This window comes from Mesorhizobium sp. WSM4819 (genome assembly GCF_055811215.1).
In genome coordinates, this window is record NZ_JBVVQO010000049.1 from 18,500 (window position 1) to 38,967 (window position 20,468).

General features: G+C 63.3%; 15 protein-coding genes. 7 read left to right on the top strand and 8 right to left on the bottom strand.

Features of this window, described 5'->3' with window-relative positions; translation table 11 throughout:
- The first annotated feature begins 46 nt into the window (after positions 1 to 46).
- On the top strand, positions 47 to 925 hold the full coding sequence (locus tag AC0L18_RS29400; RefSeq protein ID WP_473495293.1) for a 3-hydroxybutyryl-CoA dehydrogenase: 879 nt from the start codon (positions 47 to 49) through the stop codon (positions 923 to 925).
- 598 nt (positions 926 to 1,523) lie between these two features.
- Here the strand turns inward: AC0L18_RS29400 and AC0L18_RS29405 are convergent.
- The 5 genes from AC0L18_RS29405 to AC0L18_RS29425 are packed head-to-tail and all read right to left on the bottom strand — an operon-like array spanning position 1,524 to position 7,470.
- Positions 1,524 to 3,041 carry an ABC transporter substrate-binding protein gene (locus AC0L18_RS29405; RefSeq protein WP_473495294.1) on the bottom strand — a complete coding sequence of 506 codons (1,518 nt, stop codon included), beginning with the start codon at positions 3,039 to 3,041 and terminating at the stop codon, positions 1,524 to 1,526.
- Positions 3,042 to 3,071: 30 nt separating this feature from the next.
- The gene (locus AC0L18_RS29410) at positions 3,072 to 4,748 is read right to left on the bottom strand and encodes a dipeptide ABC transporter ATP-binding protein (RefSeq protein WP_473495295.1); all 1,677 of its coding nucleotides are present in this window, start codon (positions 4,746 to 4,748) and stop codon (positions 3,072 to 3,074) included.
- Positions 4,745 to 5,593 carry an ABC transporter permease gene (locus AC0L18_RS29415; RefSeq protein ID WP_473495296.1) on the bottom strand — a complete coding sequence of 283 codons (849 nt, stop codon included), beginning with the start codon at positions 5,591 to 5,593 and terminating at the stop codon, positions 4,745 to 4,747. The genes AC0L18_RS29410 and AC0L18_RS29415 overlap by 4 nt, the downstream gene beginning before the upstream one ends.
- A complete protein-coding gene (locus tag AC0L18_RS29420; RefSeq protein ID WP_473495297.1) occupies positions 5,590 to 6,528 on the bottom strand; it encodes an ABC transporter permease in 939 nt (312 codons plus the stop codon). The genes AC0L18_RS29415 and AC0L18_RS29420 overlap by 4 nt, the downstream gene beginning before the upstream one ends.
- A gap of 51 nt (positions 6,529 to 6,579) precedes the next feature.
- Positions 6,580 to 7,470, bottom strand: coding sequence for a proline iminopeptidase-family hydrolase (locus AC0L18_RS29425; RefSeq protein ID WP_473495298.1), 891 nt, complete (start codon positions 7,468 to 7,470; stop codon positions 6,580 to 6,582).
- A 115-nt stretch (positions 7,471 to 7,585) separates the two neighbouring features.
- Here AC0L18_RS29425 and AC0L18_RS29430 point away from each other — a divergent pair, with 115 nt between their 5' ends.
- From AC0L18_RS29430 to AC0L18_RS29440, 3 genes are all read left to right on the top strand, one after another.
- Entirely contained in the window at positions 7,586 to 8,347 is a 762-nt protein-coding gene (locus AC0L18_RS29430) for a LuxR family transcriptional regulator (protein ID WP_473495299.1), read from the top strand.
- Between the two features lie 282 nt (positions 8,348 to 8,629).
- Complete coding sequence (locus AC0L18_RS29435) at positions 8,630 to 11,821, top strand: ATP-binding protein (protein WP_473495300.1); 3,192 nt, start codon at positions 8,630 to 8,632, stop codon at positions 11,819 to 11,821.
- Between the two features lie 486 nt (positions 11,822 to 12,307).
- Complete coding sequence (locus AC0L18_RS29440) at positions 12,308 to 13,948, top strand: peroxidase family protein (protein WP_473495301.1); 1,641 nt, start codon at positions 12,308 to 12,310, stop codon at positions 13,946 to 13,948.
- A 234-nt stretch (positions 13,949 to 14,182) separates the two neighbouring features.
- Here AC0L18_RS29440 and AC0L18_RS29445 read toward each other — a convergent pair whose 3' ends face one another.
- From AC0L18_RS29445 to AC0L18_RS29455, 3 genes are all read right to left on the bottom strand, one after another.
- The gene (locus tag AC0L18_RS29445; RefSeq protein ID WP_473495302.1) at positions 14,183 to 14,365 is read right to left on the bottom strand and encodes a hypothetical protein; all 183 of its coding nucleotides are present in this window, start codon (positions 14,363 to 14,365) and stop codon (positions 14,183 to 14,185) included.
- A gap of 854 nt (positions 14,366 to 15,219) precedes the next feature.
- Positions 15,220 to 15,858 (bottom strand): NrsF family protein, encoded by a 639-nt coding sequence (locus tag AC0L18_RS29450; protein WP_473495303.1) that lies wholly within the window; start codon positions 15,856 to 15,858, stop codon positions 15,220 to 15,222.
- A 1-nt stretch (position 15,859) separates the two neighbouring features.
- A complete protein-coding gene (locus tag AC0L18_RS29455) occupies positions 15,860 to 16,411 on the bottom strand; it encodes a sigma-70 family RNA polymerase sigma factor (RefSeq protein WP_473495304.1) in 552 nt (183 codons plus the stop codon).
- A 205-nt stretch (positions 16,412 to 16,616) separates the two neighbouring features.
- On the opposite strand from AC0L18_RS29455, the gene AC0L18_RS29460 reads away from it, so the two are divergent.
- The 3 genes from AC0L18_RS29460 to AC0L18_RS29470 all read left to right on the top strand — a co-directional run bounded on the left by AC0L18_RS29460 (position 16,617) and on the right by AC0L18_RS29470 (position 20,450).
- A complete protein-coding gene (locus AC0L18_RS29460; protein WP_473495305.1) occupies positions 16,617 to 17,624 on the top strand; it encodes an iron ABC transporter substrate-binding protein in 1,008 nt (335 codons plus the stop codon).
- 160 nt (positions 17,625 to 17,784) lie between these two features.
- Positions 17,785 to 19,371: an ABC transporter permease gene (locus AC0L18_RS29465; protein WP_473495306.1), complete on the top strand. Its 1,587-nt coding sequence runs from the start codon at positions 17,785 to 17,787 to the stop codon at positions 19,369 to 19,371.
- Complete coding sequence (locus AC0L18_RS29470) at positions 19,368 to 20,450, top strand: ABC transporter ATP-binding protein (RefSeq protein WP_473495307.1); 1,083 nt, start codon at positions 19,368 to 19,370, stop codon at positions 20,448 to 20,450. The genes AC0L18_RS29465 and AC0L18_RS29470 overlap by 4 nt, the downstream gene beginning before the upstream one ends.
- Positions 20,451 to 20,468 lie beyond the last annotated feature (18 nt).

Consider the following 20,468-nt stretch of genomic DNA (forward strand, 5'->3'; position numbering starts at 1 on the left):
CCGCACAAAAAGCAGGCCGCAAAGGCCATTTGACGGGATCGGTGTAATGAACAAGATCGAGACGATCGGCATCATCGGGGCGGGCCAGATGGGCGGCGGCATCGCCCATGTGTCCGCGCTGGCGGGCTACAAGGTGCTGGTTTACGACATCTCGCCCGAGCGCATCGAAAAGGGCCTCGCCACGATCAGCGGCAACATGGCCCGCCAGGTCGGCTCCGGAAAGCTCGAGGAAAAGCTGCGCAACGAGGCGATGGCACGCATTTCGTCAGCACCGACCATGGCCGACCTTGCCGGCGCCGATCTGGTGATCGAGGCAGCGACCGAGGACGAGACGGTCAAGCGCAAGATCTACGCCCAGCTCTGCCCGCAGCTCAATCCGGAAGCCATCCTGGCGACGAACACCTCGTCGATCTCGATCACGCGCCTGGCCGCGCAGACCGACAGGCCGGAGCGTTTCATCGGCATCCATTTCATGAATCCGGTTCCAGTGATGAAGCTGGTCGAACTGGTGCGCGGCATTGCCACCGAGGACCAGACCTTCGAAGCGGCAAAGGCCTATGTGAACCATCTCGAGAAGACGATCACCGTCTCGGAGGATTTTCCGGCCTTCATCGTCAACCGCATCCTGCTGCCGATGATCAACGAGGCGATCTACACGCTCTATGAAGGGGTCGGCTCGGTCGACGCGATCGACACCGCCATGCGGCTCGGCGCCAACCATCCGATGGGACCGCTGCAGCTTGCCGATTTCATCGGCCTCGACACCTGCCTGTCGATCATGCAGGTGCTGCATGACGGCCTGTCGGATTCGAAATACCGCCCCTGCCCGCTACTGGTGAAATATGTCGAGGCCGGCTGGCTCGGCCGCAAGACCGGACGCGGCTTCTACGACTATCGCGGCGAGCATCCCGTTCCGACGCGCTGACCGGCGATACAAGCCAACGGACATCGCGCGCGGCCGCGCTGGGTGACGACCATGTGGCTGTTCCGTCGACAGCTTCGTGGCCGCGGTCCGAAGACCGCATCGGGGCCGATCCTTTGCCCGTTTGCTCGCCGACCGCCGAAGCTCGATGGATTTGGCTCAAACCAGTCCGGCAGAGCGTTTCACGTAGAGCATTCTGCACCCAAGTGGACCACTTGGCGTCGCACAGATGGGGCTAAAACAAAGAGATGGAGTCCGGTTCAATCCAAACGCATTCCGCTTTAGGTCAAATTCAATCAGCGGGATGCCGCCAATGGCGAGATGGGTGGAACGTTGCCGTTTGAGCCGTATGCCGGAACAGGTTGTTCGCTGCCAGGAGCGGACGCTTGGCAGCGATGTGCCAAACGTTTTGATTTGGGCCGGCCGCGGACCGTCCGCAATCAGCGCGGAACTGTCAGAAAGCCGAAGTAGCGACAGCAGCAGGTCGCTCACCTGTCCCAACAAACAACGCGCGGTGAGACGGGCGGCACGCCAAACGACGCAGTCAGTCAGGGCTGGGCGGAACGCCGCAGAGCGGCGTCCCGTGGCTTCGTCCACAAGTCTAGTTCTTGACCACGTCTTCCAGAAAGAACCGGCCGAGCGGATTCTGGTAGAAATTCTCGATGTTATTACGCGAGACGTTGATGAACGGGCTGTAGTACAGATCGATCCAGTTGACGTCCTCTTTGGCCATCTTCTGCAGATCGGTGTACATTTGCTCGCGCTTGGCCGGATCCATCTCGATGCGCGCCGCCGCGACCAGCTCCTTGACCTTCTCGTTGTTGTAGCGGGTCATGTAATTCATGTTCGCGTCGTGGCCGAGAACGAAGGTGGTCTTCTGGTCTGGGTCGAGGATGTCGTTGGTCCAGTAGTTGACACCGACGTCATAGTCGCCGGCCACCAGCATGTCCCATTCCTGGCTCGGGTCGACCTTCTGGATGTTGACGGTGACTCCGGCTTTGGCGAGCTGCTGCTGCAGCAGCACGGCCGTCTGCTCGACGATCTCGTCGCCGGCCCGCACGACGTAGTTGAGCGTCAGGTCCGAGGCCCCGGCGTCGGCCAGCATCTGCTTAGCCTTTTCCGGATCGTAGGGCCGCTTCAAATTGTCGGCGTAGTAATAGAGCGCGCCCTTCGGGACATAGGAGTTTGCGACCTCGCCGTAGCCGAATGTCACCGTGTCGACCACAGCCTGCTCGTCGATGGCCATGTCGAGGGCCTGCCGCACCTCCTTCTTCGCCAGCGCGCCATGCTCGTGGTTAATCAGCAGGTGATCCTCGCGGGTCGACGGGTCGAGATGTACGGTGAGGTTGGAATCCTTCTGCAGTTCGGCGACGCGTGAGAACGGCACAAAGATCGCGGTGTCGAGCTGGCCGGCCTGCACGTTCAGCATGCGGGTGTTGTCGTCCGGCACGGAGATCCACTCGACACCGTCGAGGCTGACACGATCGGCCTCCCAGAAATGCGGGTTTTTCGCCAGGACGACACGGTCGCCGCGCCTCCATTCCGTGATCGTAAAGGCGCCAGAGCCGATGGGTGTTTCGGCATATTTCTCCGGACCGAGCGTCTCGAAGCCTTTCTTGGATAGAACCGAGGCGATCGGGAAGGCCAGCGTCGCTAGGAACGGCGCGGTCGCCTGCTTGAGTTTGATCGTGACGGTCTTTGGATCGGTTGCCTCGACCGTATCCATCACCTTGAAAGGATCCGCCCATAGCGAGCCCTCGTCATCCCTGATGCGGGTGAGGCTGAACACCACGTCGTCGGCCGTCAGGTCGGAGCCGTCCGAGAACTTCGCGTCGCGCAGCTTGAGCGTATAGGTGAGGCCGTCCGGGCTGACCTCCCAACCCTCGGCGAGACCGGGCTCCAGCTTGGTGCCCGTCTTGTCGACGCGGATCAGCACGTCATAGACGTTGGCGAACACCCACAGGTCGATGTTCTGGGCGGTCTTGATCGGATCGAACGTGGTCGAGTCTTCGCGCCGGCCAATCGTGAGTACGCCGGCGGCTTCTGCGAGCGTCGCCCCCAGGGACAGGCCGGTCATAAAAGTGACCAAGCCGATGCGCATCCATTTGCTTCTTAACATCGTTATTCCCCTTCTGGTTTGCCTTTGGTTTTAGTTTGCGACCCCGTCGGCCTGCGGGGTCGCCATCTTCGAGGGAGCAAGCAGCGGCTTGTCCGGATCGATATGCGGAACGGCGGCAATCAGCGCGGCGGTGTAGGCATGCTTCGGCCGGGTGAACACTTCCTCCGACCGACCTTCCTCGACGATCACGCCGCGGTGCATCACCACAACACGCTGGCAGAGATTGCGAACGATTGCGAGATCGTGGGCGATAAATATCAGCGTGAGCGACATACGTTCCACCAGTTCGCGGAACAACTCCAAGATCTGCGCCTGGATGGTCACGTCGAGGGCGGCCACGCACTCGTCCGCAATGATAAGTTTCGGGTCGACGGCGAGCGCGCGAGCTATGCCGGCCCGCTGGCACTGGCCGCCGCTCATCGAGCGCGGCTTGCGGTCGAGGAACGCGCGCCCCAAGCCGACCAGGTCGAGCAGTTCGCCGCAGCGTGCCGGAATTTGCGCGGTCTCGATCTTGCCCTGTACCCGCAGGACCTCCGCCAGCATCTTGCCAACGGTAAGATGAGGATTGAGGGCATTGTAGGGGTCCTGGAAAACCATGGCGGTTTGACGTCGCAGCATGCCGAGGACTGCGCGACCCGATGCGATGTCCGTACCATCGAACCGTATCGTGCCTGACGAGACCGGCGTAAGTCCAAGGACGGCGCGCGCCAGAGTGCTCTTGCCGCTTCCGGATTCGCCGACAATGCCGACCGTTTCGCCCGGCATGACACGGAGTGTGACCCCATTGACGGCATCGACCGCGCCTCGCCGGAACAGGCCGCCAGTTGCGAAGCGCACGTGCAGCTTCTCGATGTCGACCACCGGCACCGCTCCGGGTGCCCGGAGCTTCTCAGCCTTTGCCGGCATGTCCTCCTCCGGCAGCGAGGGATGGCTGGCGATCAGCGAACGGGTGTAGGCATGCGCCGGCGCCGCAAGCAGACCGCGCTTCTCTCCAATTTCCACCAGTCGACCTTGCCTCATCACCGCGATGCGGTCGCAGACTTGGGCGACGATGCCGAGATCGTGGGTGACCAGGATCACCGAGAGTCCATGCCTGGCGCGGATGTCCATCAGAAGCCGCAGGATCTGCGCCTGTATCGTCACGTCGAGTGCCGTTGTCGGCTCGTCGGCGATCAGGATCCTGGGATTGCTCGATAGCGCCGCGCCGATCATGGCGCGCTGGCGCATGCCGCCGGAGAATTCGTGCGGGTAGCTATCGTATTGCCGAGCCGGATCCGGAAACCCGACCTGGGCGAGGATATCCACCGCCGCGGCGCGCGCCGCCTTGGCGTCCAAGCGCTGGTGAAAGCGGATGCCCTCGGTGATCTGGTCGCCGATCCTCATGACCGGGTCGAGATGGCTGCTCGGATTCTGAAAGATCATGCCGATTTCACCGCCGCGCACCGCGAGCATCTCGGCTTCCGGCGCGGTCGTCAGCTCACGCCCGGAAAGTGTGATCGAGCCACCGCTGATCCTGAGCCGGCTCGATGGCAGCAGCCTAACGAGTGAGCGGCAGAGCAGGCTCTTGCCCGACCCGCTCTCGCCGACCAGCCCGAGCACTTCTCCCGGGGCGAGATCGAGCGACACGGCATCAAGCAGGGTACGCTCCCCGCCGTCGCCGTCATGGACGACCGTCAGGTCGGTGACCTTGAGCAGCGCCGCGATCACTCGTGAACCCCGAACAAATCGGCCAGCCCGTCGCCGACCATGCTGAAGGCGAAGGCGAGCGTCACGATCGCAAGCCCCGGGAACAGTGTAATCCACCACGCGGTGCTGACGAAGGCTTGGCCTTCCGCCACCATCACGCCCCACTCCGCCACTGGCGGCTGCACGCCCAGCCCGAGATAGCTAATGGCCGCGCCATTCAGCAGGACGAGGATTGCGTCGGACATCGCGAAGACGACCGAGCCGGCAGCGGCATTGGGCAGGAGGTGACGGAACATGACGCGCATGCGGCTGAAGCCGAGGCTGACCGCCGCAACCGCGTAGTCGTGGTTCTTGAGCACGAGCATCTGGGCGCGGATGAGCCGCGCGTAGGAAACCCAGCCGACGAGGGCGATGGCGATGTAAAAACTGGCTAGGCCAGGCCCCAGGATCGCAATGATCGACAGCATCAATACTAGGAACGGGAAGGCCAAGATGATGTCGACCAGCCGCATGAAGATGGCGTCGACTATCCCGCCGAAGAAGCCGGCTACCGTGCCCAGCGTGGTGCCGATGAGAAAGGGGAAGATAACGCCGATGACGGCGATCATGAGGTCGATGCGCGTGCCCCAGATGACGCGCGAGAGGATGTCGCGGCCGAAATTGTCGGTCCCGAACGGGTGCAGCCAGGACGGCCCCTGGAGTCGAGCTGTCGCGTCCTGGGCGATCGGATCGTAGGGCGCGATCAGCGGCGCGCCGAACGCGAGGACGACGAACGCGCCAAGCAGGAAGACGCCGGCCGCCAGCGTACCGCGGCGGCGAAAGCGGCCCTTCCTGCCGAGCGCGGGCGCGGCCAAGGGCTCGCTCACAGCTTCACCCTCGGGTCGAGAGCCACCGTGACGATGTCAGCCAGGAAGTTGATCAGCACGGTGGCGCAGGCGAAGACCATCGCCACGCCCTGCACGACAATGTAGTCGCGCGAGAAGATGGCGCGCACCAGCAGCTGGCCCATGCCGGGCAGCGCGAAGACGGTCTCCACCACGACGGTGCCGCCTAGCAGCCAACCTATGTTTACGGCGAGAAGGTTTACGGTCGGCACCAACGAATTTGGCAGCACGTGGCGCCAGAACACGATGCTCTCCGGCATGCCGCGCGCGCGCGCGGCAGTCGCCACGTCGGACTTCAAACCTTCGACCATCGCCGCACGCAAGCTGCGCGCCAGAACGGTCGACAGCGACAGCGAGACAGTGAGGCTCGGCAGCACGAGATGTGCAAGCTTTTCAGAAAGCGTGCTGCCGTAACCGGACACCGGGAGAATGGCGAGTTCGACGCTGAACAGGATGATCAGCATCAGGCCGAGCCAGAAGGGCGGGAAGCCGATGCCGAAGGTGGAAACGATGCGGATAACTTGGTCGGCCAGCCTGCCCTGATTGCGCGCCGCGATCGCCGCCACCGGCACGGCGATCAATACTGACAGCACAACGCTGCAAAGCACCAGCGTCAGAGTGGGCTCGATGCGCGTGGCGATTAGCTTCAGCACATCGATCTTGTAGAGGATCGAGCGCCCCATCTCGCCGTCCGCGAGGTTGCGCAGGAAGTAGAAATACTGGGCGAGCATGGGCTCATCGAGGCCGTACTGCGCGCGGATGCGGGCGATCGCTTCGGGGGTGGCGCGGGCGCCGAGCAGAACGCGAGCGGGGTCGCCGGGGATCAGCCGGACAAGGATGAACGTGATCACGCTGATGCCGAACAGCACCGGCAGGAACTGAAGCGGACGGTATAGAACGAACTTATAGCGGTGCATGGCCCTGAGGTGTTTCCCCGTCCGCTCCCTTTCCCCTGCATTCCGCCTGCATCAGCCTGCCTTGTTGCGCGAGAGGAACCCTGAAAGGATCGGATAGTATGCAGCTGGGTTCTCGTAGAAGGGCATGTGACTCGCATTCGGGATGATGTGCAACTCCGACTGCGGCAGGCCAAGCTTCATGCGTAGACCACAGGCTGGTGTCAGTTCGTCGTGCTCGCCATGCGTGATCAGCACCGGCACCTTGATCCTGGGCAGGTCGGGCACCCGGTTCCAGTCCTTGAGATTGCCGATGTAGAGAAACTCGTTCGGGCCTTGCATGGTCGCGTAGGGTCCCATGTTCCAGTCGTCGAGCGAGCGGCGCACCGGCGCCGGCCATTCGGGCAGGCGGCAGACATGGCGGTAGTTGAGGATCGTCACCGCCGCCATGTATTCCGGATGATCGTAGGTTCCCTGCGCCTCGTGCTTCTGCATCATCGATACGGTCTCGGGTCCCAGCGAGGCGCGCAGGCGTTCCAGTTCCAGAACAAGATGCGGCATGTCGGCGACGGTATCCTCGAGGATCAACGTCTGCAGGTTCTCCTGGTAGGCAAGCGCATATTCGATCGCCAGCCAGCCGCCCCAGGAATGACCCAGCATGTGTACATTGCCGAGTCCCAGCGTCCTGCGAACCGTCTCGGTCTCCTCGACGTAGCGCGCGATAGTCCAGAGCGAGGTGTCCGTCGGCCGGTCGGAGGCGCCGGTGCCAAGCTGGTCGAACGCCACGACCCTGTATCCCTGGTCTACCAGGCAGGAGTGCGATTCACGAAGGTAGTCGCAGGCCAGGCCAGGCCCGCCGTTGAGGCAAAACACCGTCTCGGTGCTGGAGCCGAAGCTGTAGGCGACGACCTTAACGCCGTCGACATTTACCTCGATGCGATCGTCGGCCGCCATCTCACGCCACATGATACGCTCCGAATGCACAGATTTTAGGCATGCTCATATATTAAGCGAAACGTTGGGAGTGCGTCAGCTATAAGAAGTGATAGGGTGGTCCGGGAGGATGTCGGCGGAAGAGCTCATGCTGGACGAAATCACAACGATCAGGGGGCGTTTCACTCGCCATGGCACCTTGGACGAATGCATCGACGAGGCGTTCGCCGCCCTGTCCGGCCTAGGCTACGACGCGCTGGTCTACGACTACACGCCCATCCCGTACGATCTCGACGGCGCTATCATGATCCCGTCGATGCTCAAGCTGCGTAACATCGATGACGACATGCGCGACTATTGGTGCGATCGAGGTTATTTCCGCATCGATCCGGTGCAGATCGTGGCGGCGCGCAGCTCCATTCCCTTCGCCTGGAGCTACAACAAGGCGATCGACACCGAGATAGGCGCGCTCCTCGACGAGACTACGGAACCCGTTGCGCGCTATCTGCGCGAGCGCGACCTCACTAGCGGCGTCACGATCCCTATCCACATGCCGCGCGGCGGCTATGCCACGGTTACCGGCATCCGCCTCGGCGCGGACGAGATGGTAGATCGGGATGCGGGAACCATCGCGCGCTTTAGCTTGCTGGCGCATGTCTTCCACGACACGGCCTACGCCCTCTACGACCGATCGGCTCTCAGTCCGCTCCTGCCGTCCTTGACTGAGCGCGAGCGCGAGTGTCTCCGCCATTCGGCACATGGCCTCTCTGCCAAGGAGATCTCGCGCGTCATCGGGCGCTCGATTCCCACGGTCGTCATGCACCTCACCGCCGCCGCCAGGAAGCTGGGCGCCAGGAACCGCACGCAGGCCGTCGTTCGCGCCGCGCATTTCCGCCTGCTCGACAACTGACGAAAAGACCCTATCACCCCAGCAGGCCCGGTGGTTATTCCTAATAATGCGGATCGCGTTCTGCGGACGGACCGCTCGGCAAGTTTGCAGCCGGTTCTTCCACCTATGAGGGAGAAGCCAACGCAGATAGCCTAAAAGGTATCTTTGGAGGAAGTGCGGGAGTTTTGACAGGCGAGGAAACCGCTTTGTTCTTGTTGAGAAGCGGCTGTATCGTGAAAGCAGCACCCATGACAATCCGCAACTGATCAGCGGCGTGGGGAGGCTAAGACACGGAGTCGTGCCATGTCATCGGACAACCATCTCCGGCCGAACCCGAAGCGGAGGCCTAAGGTGGCTTCCTCGGCTCCAGCTAAGCCGGCAGCGCCGGACGCGCGGCAGCCCGGGCCGGACGCCCGCAAGACGGTCACCATCCTCTTCGCCGACATCGTCGATTCCTCGCGGCTTAGCCTCTCCCTCGATCCCGAAGCGCTCCGGAACCTGCTCTCCCGGTACTTCGGCGAGTTGAGCGCCGTCGTTCAACGGCACGGCGGAATCGTGAACAACTATATCGGGGACGCGATCATGGCTGTGTTCGGCATGCCGTTCGTCCACGAAGACGATGCGTTGCGCGCGGTGCGGGCAGCGGTGGAGATGCGCGAAACGCTTGCCATCCTTAACCACGAACTCGAAGCCGGTTGGGGCGTCCGCCTTATGAACCGCATCGGCATCAACACCGGCGAGGTGATCGCCGGCGACCAAACGCAGGGATACTTGTCAGTCGCCGGAGAGGCCGTCATTGTCGCGAAGCGCCTTGAGGAGGCAGCGACGGCGAATGAAATCCTGATAGGGGAGCCGACGCACAAGCTCGTGCGCGATGCGGTAATCGTCGAGCCGAGCGGGCCGCGCGCACTCAAGCGCGGCGCGACCATCCGCGCCCTCGTCGTGTTAGATGTCCTCGCCCACGCCCCCGGCGTTGCGCGCCGCTTCGACTCGCCTTTCGTCGGGCGCGAACGTCAACGAGCCTTGCTTGAGACCGTCTTCCGCAACGCGGTCGGCGACAGAACCTGCCACCTGGTCACCATTCTCGCCGACGCGGGTGTGGGAAAGTCGCGGCTCGTACGGGAGTTCACGAGCGGCCTCGCCGAGGATGTCACAGTCTTGCACGGCCGCTGTCTGCCCTATGGCGAGGGCATAACCTATTGGCCGCTGGCCGAGATCGTCCGGGAGCTTACCCGCGCGGAGGGACCGGATTCCGGCAAGCAGCTCGCAGCGGTGATCGAGGCGCGGCTCGCAGGCGACGAGAAGGCCGGGCTGATTGCCGAGCGTGTGACCGGGGCGCTTGGGCTTGGCGGCGCGGGACAAGGGACGACCGAGGAGACCGCCTGGGCCGTCCGGAGGCTTTTTGAGGCGCTCGCGCGAGCGGGGCCGCTTGTCGTTGTGGTGGACGACGTCCATTGGGCCGAGTCGACATTCCTCGACTTAGTCGAGCACGTCGCCGACTTCTCACGCGATTTCCCGATCGTGCTCATCTGCATCGCGCGGCCGGAGCTCTTCGACGCGCGTCCTGGCTGGGGGGCCGGCAAACGCAACGCGACGTCGATCGTCCTCGAGCGGCTCAGCGACGCGGAATGCCGCGAGCTGATCTCCAACCTGCTTGGCCCCGCGCCGCTGCCGCCCGCTGCCGAGTCGAGGATCGCGAGCGCGGCCGAGGGCAATGCGCTCTTCGCTGAGGAACTCGTGGCGATGCTCGTCGACGACGCGTTGCTCAGGCCCGACAGCGTCGTCGCGTCGGACCTCGTTGAGCTGCCCGTCCCCTCGACTATCAACGCGCTTCTCGCTGCCCGCCTCGAGGGCCTCCCAACCGTCGAGCGCGCCATCCTGACGGCCGCAGCGGTCGAGGGCTCAGTATTCCATCGGAGCGCCGTCAGCGAGCTCGCCTGCCCGGTGCTCGACACATTCGAAGACGGCTTGCTCGCGCTCGTCCGCCGGGACCTGATCCGCCCGGAGGCGCCGTTGTTCGCCGGCGAGAAGGCCTATCGCTTCCGTCACGTCCTGATCCGCGACGCCGCGTATCGCTCCCTGCCGAAGAATGCGCGCGCCGACCTGCACGAGCGCTTCGCCGCCTGGCTCGAGCTAGCGGCCGCGGACCGGCTACGCGAGTTTGAGGAGATTGTCGGCTATCACCTCGAACAGGCCTTTCAGTACCGTGTCGCGCTCGGTCCGCGCGACGTGCGCGCGGCCTCGCTTGCCGCCCGGGCGTGCGAACGCCTCGAGGCAGCCGGGCGGCGGGCGCTTGTCCGCAGCGACCTGCCGGCGGCGATCAGCCTGCTTGAGAGGGTTTCCCGGCTGCTTCCCGCCGATGACACACGGCGGATCGTGCTGCTCGCCGAGTTGAGCGGCGCGCTGATCGAAAGCGGCCGGCTGGACGACGCCGGGCGCGCTCTGGATGAGGCGGAGCGCTTGGCCGCTGCCGCTGACGACCAGCGCTTGGAAGCGCATGTGCTCGTTCAGCGGCAGTTCCTCCGGATCTTCCACGGCGAAGAGGGCGGGCTGGAGCAGGCGGCACGCGCGGCAGCTGCGGTGATCCCGGTCTTCGAGCGCCTCGGGGACGACCTCGGCCTCTGCCGCGCACGGCGGCTCGAGGCCTGGCTATCCTTCACCGCGGCCCGTGGCGAGGCCGCCATTGCAGCTTGGGAGCAAGCTGCTGATCACGCGCGACGTGCGGGGGATTGGCATGAGTACTACGAAATCCTCACGTGGATCGCTTCCTCCTTGTGGTTCGGGCCTACACCGGCAGCCGAGGGCATCCGCCGTTGCGAGGCGATGCGCGTTCAGGTGGGCGAAAGCCCCGAGTCCGAGGCAGCGATCCTCCGCCAACTCGCGTGCCTCAACGCGATTGTCGGCCGCTTCGCGATTGCCCGCGAGCTGATTGCGACGAGCAACGCCACCTACGCCGACCTTGGCCTTACGCTCTACGTGGCGTCCTCAGAGCACGAGGCCGTCATCGAGCTGCTCGCCGGGGACCCCGCTGCGGCCGAGAGGAGCGCGCGCGCGGCGTATCACTCGCTTGAGGAGATGGGCGAGCGCGCGTTCCGTTCGACAATGGCCGCGTCCCTCGCCGTGGTGATCCTCGAACAGGGCCGCGACGAGGAGGCCGAGGACTTTGCTAAACTCAGCGCCCGGCTGGCTGCGAGCGGAGACCTGGTGACGCAGGTCCGTTGGCGCCGCGTGCGCGCACGCGTGCATGCGCGGCGGGCAGAGCTGCCGGCGGCGGAGACGCTCGCGCGCGAAGCAGTGACGATCGCCGAAGCGACCGACTTCGTAAACGACCGGGCGGATGCACTGGTCGACCTGTCGCACGTGCTCGAAGCCGCCCGCCGAGGCGACGAGGCGGTCGCCGCTGTGTCCGGTGCGCTGCATCTCTACGAGCTGAAGGGAAACGTGGTCGCCGCCGCCACGACCCAGCTCCGCCTAGGCAAACTCGTCAAAATGTGACACCGTCGGAAGGCGGCAAGGGGCACCGCCCGCACCTCCTTGTGAACCGCTCTGGATCGGAGGTGATGTGATGCCACCGAACTTCGATGCAATCGATGAGCATAATATGTCTCACCACTGGCTCCTAGAGCCAGACCGGGCGAGACAGTGCTGAGGCTCGACACTCGGGTCCCTCCGGCCGGGTGGCGCCTGCATGGGCCTTTTAATCACAGCTTGTTGAAGGCCCCCTTCCCCATTGGGTGAGGGTGGTACTTCCTGAAATCATTTTCGAAGAGGGTCAGGCATGGTCACGAAAAAAAAGCCGCAGCGAAACAGACACCCAAGCGCCTCGGTGCGACGAAGCCTACGAAGCGAAAAGCTGAGACAGCGAACCCAGCCGCAACTTCCCAATTTGCCGAGCCAGTCCGCGAATTTCTCAAGAAGACATCGATCCCTAAAGGATTCGTTAACCCAAAGCCGATCGTGCTGTCGGAGTTGCGAAAGCGCGTGACTGAAACGAATCTGAGGCCCACCGTTTCGCTGGAGCAACTGTTGGCCAGCGCGAATCGCATCAAGCCGGCGGACCTTCCCGCGGAGAAGTTAACGGACGACGTCAAAGAGTCTATCCTCGCACTAAAGCCAGGGATTCGACGTTTTCACGGCGCTAAAATTCCGCTCTACTGGTTCCCGTTTCCCTGGCTAAGTTCTGCCTGTGCAGATCGCTTCGGATACATGTCGTCCGCGGGCACCCGTGCGGCAACGAAGTTGCCATTTAATTACGTGACGCAAAAACTCGTCGGCGAACTCGGTAACATGATGGGAGACCCTGGCCGTGATCCTAATCCTGCGTCTCACAATCCCGCTGATGCGGGCGTGTCTTCGATACCAGCAGGCTTCACTTATTTTGGTCAGTTTGTGGACCATGACATCACGTTCGACGTCTCGTCGACTCTCGACGCCGCTACCGATGCGAATACAATCAGTAACATGCGAAGCCCGGCGCTCGATCTGGAGTCCGTTTACGGCCGCGGGCCTGGCTTAGATCCGTTTCTCTACGTTTTTCCTACATCTGGTCCAGTTACCGCAATCAAGCTGCACAGGGGCTCGAACACTCCTATTGGCCCGGGCGGCCCCAGCAACAACGGTGACAAATCGGGCATGGTCCAGCAGACGAACTGGGATGTGCCCCGCATGCAGGATACGAATACTGCTGCGATCGGTGATCCGCGCAACGACGAAAATCTGATCATCGTACAGTTGCAGCACGCTATGCTGCGTTTCCATAACGCCGTCGTTGATCTGCTGGTGGCAGTCGCGTTTGCGGGCGACATCTTCGCAGAGGCCAAACGAATCGTGACCCATCATTACCAATGGGCCGTGGTGCACGATTTTTTGACAAGAATCTGCGGAGTGGCTGCCGTGAACAACGCGATGGCGAGCGTATCTGCTCCCATCGGCAGCTCGTTCCGAATGCCCGTCGAGTTCGCCGTGGCAGCGTACCGGTTCGGCCACAGTATGATCCGCGATACGTACTGGGTGAATTTCAACTTCAAGGAAGCCACACTTGGACAGGTCTTTGAGTTCAATCGCGATCCACGGCTGCCGGTCTTTTCCACCTGGGTCGTTGACTTCAACGCGTTCTTTGACACCGGAGTGCCGGTACCGGTTCACAACAAGGCCCGGAAAATCGATAGCTTCCTGGCCAACGGATTGGAATCGTTGCCCGGATTCTCTGGAATGATGGCGATTCTGGCAACGCGTAACCTCCGGCGCGCTCTAGCTCTCGGTCTGCCGAGTGGACAGGGCATGGCCAACCCATTCGGCATTGCGCCGATGACCGCGGCGCAGTTGACATCCGGGCTGCCGGCGGCCGAAATGGCCGTGCTCAATTCCAGCGGCGGTTTACTGCTGAACAAGACCCCACTGTGGTATTACGTCCTTCGCGAGGCTGCGGTCCTCGCCGGCGGAAATCAGTTGGGTCCGGTCGGCGGCCGGATCGTGGCGGAGACGTTTGTCAGGATTTTGAAGCGGGATGCGTCATCCTATCTGAACGTCGCCGGCGGGTTCACACCTATTCTTCCTTCGTCCATGCCTGGAGACTTCACGGTGGCGGATCTGGTGGCCTTCGCCGGGGTAACGCAACCATAGAGATCGCGTTGCGAACGCCGATGACGGACCTTCAGCCGCGCTGACTTCATCTGCGATGCGATCTGGTCCAGGTCCAGTTCACCGGTCCCCCTGGCAAGCCACTCATGCAGTATCGTCGCAACTTGACGGTCCCGCGAATTTTTCCGCTCGCCTCTGTTCGATGAATAGCCGCTTTTTGACCCGTGTTGGTTGGTCATTCCGAACCAACACCGACTGCCTTGAGCCGCCGGACCTTTACTTTTTTTTAAAGACGTCCTCTATAGCTTCCTTAGTAGATTTCCCCTCGTTAACTTGCTGCTCAACTTCCGCGAGCCGTTGTTGGGCCCTGCCGATCGCAGCCTCAATCCCCCTCTTCATGTTCTCAAGGACCTGGACCTGATTTTGGAAACTCTTCATATAAACATCGTCGATGGGCATTTCATTCCTCCATCTATGCCGGGCTCGATAGTTAGCGGCCGTTATGCAAGCCAGACTATTTCATACCACCATTCGAATTCAGGAGTATCGGGATTTGTGGCGGTATCCCGATAAGCCATGAGCGCGATCCCCAGTGCGAATCCGCTCGTGAATTTTCCGTATGCCCACCCCGGGTCGTCTGCCGTCCACATAGTAAACGGCGCCGCCCCCCAACCTGACCAATGTGGAGTGTGGCCTGAGCTTTGACTGGGGCCCATATATTTAATCCCGTCCAACGGTAACACGTCAGCCTGCACAACCCAGGCGTCGACCCACCTGGGTTCTTCGGAGGGGTTGAGGCCTGTGATCGGACCCGTCGGCCACTCGACCCGACCATTGTTAAGTGTCTGCGTAACGTCCCAATTGGCTGCCATGACGTACCCCCAATCGCTGCCGGGCGACTCGCCCGGATTCATGAACAAGAGATCATATGCTCCTCAACTATGTCCCATTTCTTCGAAATCGGCTAGGTAATATTAGGTCTAGATAATGTGTCATAGGCACTCGCGCACGAACTTCTGGAACGGGTTCGACTGCGACCGTTCATCGGGGATGCCTCGAACTTCCGCAGATGGCGCAACCGCGGCCTCCAGAAGTCGCCAACAATATCTGCTTTCAGGCAGTGGCAACGGTCACCTCAGCGGCCGACATCGACGCAGAACTGCCATTCAGAATCTGACGTGTGGGTGTCGCCTTCGGGTCACGGGCGTGAATTCCGGACGAGCGAACGAACTTCCGCAACGGGTCGAACCGGTCGTTCAGAAATGAATGCGTTTTGACGTTAGAGCACCACGCTCTCCCATCGCAGGCCGTCGCTACCAGCGCACGAAAAGCCGCCCGCCGAGCGCTCCGAGCGCGGCGAGGATGGCAATCGCGATCGTATACCAGGTGGCGACGAAAAGCGGCGAATCGTCGAAGCAGTGTGCGGCATAGAAGGTTGCCGCCAGCCCGCCGGCGAGCAGGCCCGCCACGGCTCCGGCAAGCACCGGCCGCGTCGGGGCGCCATAGCGCAGCACCGCCAGGAAGACGGCGAGCGGACCGATGCCGATCAGCGGAATGAAGCTCAGGCAAATAACCATGTTGCTGCCGACCAGCCGCCTGCCCCAGTCGGCCGCAGGCACCAAAAGGAGTTCCAGACCGACCGCCACGGCCACCAGCAGTGGTGCGGCAATCATCCAGGCCGCCGCCCTGCCCGTCGCTGCACCGGGTGTCGACAGGGCGCGGCTCAAGGCGAAGGCGCTGGCCGCCAGAGCCATCGTGAACACAAACTTGGCAACGAAACGCGTCGTATACATGGCGGTGGCGATGTCGGTGCGTGGGCCGACCGCCAGCCAGAACATGACCGCCGCGATCAGCGTAGCCGCACCTGCGCCTATCCACCAGGCCGAGCCAAGCGGCATCGCCGTGCTGCGGACATCGGCGTCGAGCGCCTTGATGAGATCGTCGGTCCTCATGTCATTCCCGCCCGAATTGTTTGGCCCCGAACCGTTTGGCAATGGCGGCGAGACCGCGATGCAGCGACACGCGCACCGCCGTCTCGCTGATACCGAACTTCGCTGCCGTTTCACCAATGGAACGGCCTTCGACCGACACCGACGAAACCACCGAACGCTGCGCCGGCGGCAGGCCGTCCAACGCCCGGTTGATGTCACGCCCGCTGACCGTTTCGGCCTCCGGTTCGGCGAAGGTCTCGGCGATCTCGTCGATCTCGATCTCGATGCGCCGCCCGCGCCGTCGAAAGGCGTCGATCAGCTTGAAGCGCGCTATGGCGTAGACCCAGGGCAGCACAGGCAAATCCTGGCGCCAGGTATGCCGCTTCACATGAATGGCCAGCAAGGTTTCCTGCACGACATCCTCGGGATCGACCCCGCCCTGAACGATCTTGCGCCTGATGAAGCCGCGAACCAGAGCAGCCGTCCGGCGCAGAAAGTCGGCGTAAGCCCTTTCATCTCCCGCGATCGCGGCCCGCATCAGCCGGGAAAGCTCGGCCTCGTCCTTGCCGGTCACAAGAGTTCACTCCCCGATAATTCGCGCCTCGGCGCTGTTTTGTTACGTGGCCGGCGAAATAATGTCCAAGCCAAAGTAAGGAATATCACGAAGGTTTCACCTCCGGCGCCGATTACGCAGCTCACCAATGTTGACTACACCGATCAGGAATTGATAGTGCAGCCATGCTAAGCCAAAACCATCGCGATCGAGCGGGATGACGTCCATGAAACATGCTCTTTCCGTCCTTGCCGGAGCCACAGCACTTGCAATCAGCCTGGTCGCCAGCCCGGTTATGGCCCAGGACAGCGGCATCGTCGTCTACAATGCCCAGCATGAGAGCCTGACCAATGCCTGGGTGGAAGGTTTCACCAAGGAAACCGGCATCAAGGTCACCGTTCGCCACGGCGGCGACAGCGATTTTTCCAACCAGATCGTTGCCGAAGGCGCCGCCTCGCCGGCCGACGTGTTCCTGACGGAAAACTCACCGGCCATGGTGCTGGTCGAGTCATCAGGCCTGTTCGCGCCGGTCGACGCCGACACACTGGCGCAGATTCCCAAGGAGTACCAGCCGGCCAGCGGCAAGTGGGTGGGCATCGCCGCGCGCAGCACCGTCTTTGCTTACAACAAGACCAAACTGACCGCCGAGCAGTTGCCCAAGTCGCTGCTTGAACTCGCCGATCCGAGCTGGAAGGGACGCTGGGCCGCTTCGCCGTCCGGCGCCGATTTCCAGGCGATCGTCAGCGCGCTTTTGCAGCTTAGGGGTGAGGCCGCAACGGCCGACTGGCTGAAGGCGATGAAGGAAAACTTCACCGCCTACAAAGGCAACAGCACGGTGATGAAGGCGGTCAATGCCGGCGAGGTCGATGGCGGCGTGATCTATCACTATTATTACTACGGCGACCAGGCCAAGACCGGCGAGAACAGCAACAATGTCGGGCTGCACTATTTCAAGAACCAAGATCCGGGCGCCTTCGTCTCGGTTTCCGGCGGGGGCGTGCTGGCCTCCAGCAAGCACCCGAAGGAAGCCCAGGCCTTCCTGAAATGGGTGACCGGCAAGGGTGGTCAGGACGTGCTGAAGACCGGCAATTCCTTCGAATACGCGGTCGGCAAGGGCGCGGAGTCCAATCCGGCGCTGGTGCCGCTGGCCGATCTGCAGGCGCCGAAGGTCGACGCGACGACGCTGAACTCCAGGAAGGTGACCGACCTGATGACGGCAGCCGGCTTGCTTTAGTTCGCGTTCGTCCTAAAACGGCAGCCGACTGCGCTCCTGCGGGAATTCGCTTCCGCAGGAGCGCTCTGTTTTCGAGGTGGCATTCGTCCATGACGACAAGCTGCGTTTTTGGCCGTGTTTGCGGCTCTGCGATCGTTTCAACGGTTCGGCGTCTGAGCTGATGCTGCCTGCGGCCGACCTTGCACGTTCAGGCTTGCCGACCGGCATGGTGGCTGTGCATTGGAGGCGCCGGCGGCCGATATCCTGGATTTCGCTCGCCGCCATCCTGGTCTCACTTTTCTCGCTGCTGCCGCTCGCCTTCATCATCTGGATTGCCGTGCAGACCGGCTGGGACACCGTATCGGCACTGGTCTTCCGGCCACGTGTCGGCGAGCTGCTGGTCAACACCCTGCTTTTGGTGGTGCTGGCGGTGCCGATCTGCATCGTGCTCTCGGTGGCGCTGGCCTGGCTGACCGAACGCAGCAGCCTTCCCGGTGCCCGGCTGTGGGCCTGGCTGTCGGTGGCGCCGCTCGCCATCCCCGCCTTCGTCCACAGCTACGCCTGGATTACCCTGGTGCCGGGACTGCACGGGCTGTGGGCCGGCGTCCTGGTTTCCGTCGTCGCCTATTTCCCGTTCCTCTATCTGCCGGTGGCGGCAGCCTTGCGCCGGCTCGATCCTGCTCTCGAAGATGCCGCGGCAGCCGTCGGCCTCGGGCCATGGCGCGTGTTCCGGCGGGTCGTGCTGCCGCAACTCAGGCTCGCCATCTGCGGCGGCTCACTGCTGGTCGGCCTGCATCTCCTGGCCGAGTACGGCCTCTACGTGTTCATCCGCTTCGATACCTTCACCACGGCGATCGTCGACCAGTTCCAGTCGACCTTCAACGGCCCCGCCGCCAACATGCTGGCTGCGGTGCTGGTGACATGCTGTTTCGTGCTGCTCGGGATCGAAGTGCTGGTGCGCGGCGAGGAGCGCTATGCCCGCGTCGGCTCGGGCGCCGCGCGGCAGCAGCAACGCACAAGGCTCGGCCGCGCCACCATCCCGTGCTTGGCTCTGCCCGTCGTCACCGCGCTGCTGGCGCTCGGCGTGCCGTTCGTCACCATCGGCCGCTGGCTTGTGGCCGGCGGCGCCGATGTCTGGCGCCTCGATGAGATCGGCCTGGCGCTCGGCCAGACCCTTTTCCTGGCGCTCGCCGGCGCCCTGCTCGCCACAATCGCCGCCATGCCGATGGCCTGGATCTCGATCCGCGCGCCGGGGCCGCTGCAGCGCCTTCTGGAGGGCTGCAACTACATCGTCGGCTCGCTGCCAGGCGTCGTCGTGGCGCTGGCGCTGGTCACCATCACGGTGCGCATCGCCCTGCCGCTCTATCAGACCCTGTTCACGATCCTCGTAGCCTATGCGCTGATGTTCCTGCCGCGCGCCCTGATCAGCCTGCGGGCGTCGATCGCGCAGGCGCCGGTCGAGCTCGAACGCGCCGCCGCCAGTCTCGGCCGGCCACCGCTCAGGGCGCTGTGGTCGACGACGATCCGCCTGTCGGCGCCGGGTGCCGCGGCGGGCATGGCGCTGGTGGCGCTCGGCATCATGAACGAATTGACCGCCACGCAGATGCTGGCGCCTAACGGCACCCGCACGCTGGCGATGGCGTTCTGGGCCCACAGCGGCGAGATTGACTATGCGTCCGCCGCACCTTACGCGCTCATCATGGTGGCGATGTCGCTGCCGCTGACCTGGCTGCTCTACGTCCAGTCGAAGCGGATGGCCGGGCGATGAGCTTCCTCGAACTCACCGATGTGCACAAGCACTACGGCCCGGTGGCCGCACTGGCCGGCGTCGACCTCAGCGTGGCCAGCGGCAGCCGCACGGCGATCGTCGGGCCGTCCGGCTGCGGCAAGACGACCTTGCTGCGGTTGATCGCCGGCTTCGAAGTGCCGGACCAGGGTCGCATCGTGCTCGACGGCGAGGTGCTGGCCAATGGCGGCGCCGCGGTGCCGGCATATCGGCGCGGCATCGGCGTGGTGGCGCAGGACGGCGCCCTGTTCCCGCATCTGAGCATCGCCGCCAATATCGGTTTCGGCATGCGGCATCACCAGGACAAGCGCAGCGAGCGTATCACCGAGCTCGCCTATATCGTCGGGCTCGACAAGGCGATCCTGAAACGGCGGCCGCACGAGCTCTCAGGCGGTCAGCAGCAGCGTGTGGCGCTGGCCCGGGCCATGGCCATGAAGCCGCGGCTGATGCTGCTCGACGAGCCGTTCTCGGCGCTTGACACCGGCCTGCGCGCATCGATGCGCAAGGCGGTGGCCGAGCTTCTGGAGGCCGCCGGCATCACCACGATCCTGGTCACGCACGACCAGGCCGAGGCGCTGTCCTTTGCCAGCCAGGTCGCGGTGATGCGCGAAGGCAAATTCTCGCAGGTCGGCACGCCGCGCGAGCTTTATCTCAAGCCGAAGGACCGGATGGTCGCCGAATTCCTCGGCGACGCCATCATCCTGCCGGCCAAGATCGCGGACGGCTTCGCCAGCTCGCCGCTCGGCCGCATCGCCGTCGACAGCACCGAGCGGCGCGATCTCGCCCGCATCATGCTGCGGCCGGAACAGGTGCTGTTGAAACGAACATCGCGCGAAGGCATGTCGGGCACGCCGGACATGCTGTTCGGCGAAGTGACGGAATCCGAATTCGCCGGCTCGACGTGCACCATCGCGGTGCGGCTCTTGAACAGTCCCGATCCGCCGGACGCAGCCGCGATCGGCAACACGCCACTGGTCCTGCGCAAGCCAGGCATGGACACACCGGTGGTTGGCGAGATCGTCCGACTGACGGTGTCGGGCAAGGCGCATGTGTTTGCCTGAACGCTCGGGTAGCGCGCC

Coding starts and splice junctions, on each gene's coding strand:
- AC0L18_RS29400 (WP_473495293.1), top strand. CDS start 47: ATGAACAAGATCGAGACGATCGGCATCATCGGGGCGGGCCAGATGGGC.
- AC0L18_RS29405 (WP_473495294.1), bottom strand. CDS start 3,041: ATGTTAAGAAGCAAATGGATGCGCATCGGCTTGGTCACTTTTATGACC.
- AC0L18_RS29420 (WP_473495297.1), bottom strand. CDS start 6,528: ATGCACCGCTATAAGTTCGTTCTATACCGTCCGCTTCAGTTCCTGCCG.
- AC0L18_RS29425 (WP_473495298.1), bottom strand. CDS start 7,470: ATGTGGCGTGAGATGGCGGCCGACGATCGCATCGAGGTAAATGTCGAC.
- AC0L18_RS29430 (WP_473495299.1), top strand. CDS start 7,586: ATGCTGGACGAAATCACAACGATCAGGGGGCGTTTCACTCGCCATGGC.
- AC0L18_RS29435 (WP_473495300.1), top strand. CDS start 8,630: ATGTCATCGGACAACCATCTCCGGCCGAACCCGAAGCGGAGGCCTAAG.
- AC0L18_RS29445 (WP_473495302.1), bottom strand. CDS start 14,365: ATGCCCATCGACGATGTTTATATGAAGAGTTTCCAAAATCAGGTCCAG.
- AC0L18_RS29450 (WP_473495303.1), bottom strand. CDS start 15,858: ATGAGGACCGACGATCTCATCAAGGCGCTCGACGCCGATGTCCGCAGC.
- AC0L18_RS29460 (WP_473495305.1), top strand. CDS start 16,617: ATGAAACATGCTCTTTCCGTCCTTGCCGGAGCCACAGCACTTGCAATC.
- AC0L18_RS29465 (WP_473495306.1), top strand. CDS start 17,785: ATGCTGCCTGCGGCCGACCTTGCACGTTCAGGCTTGCCGACCGGCATG.
- AC0L18_RS29470 (WP_473495307.1), top strand. CDS start 19,368: ATGAGCTTCCTCGAACTCACCGATGTGCACAAGCACTACGGCCCGGTG.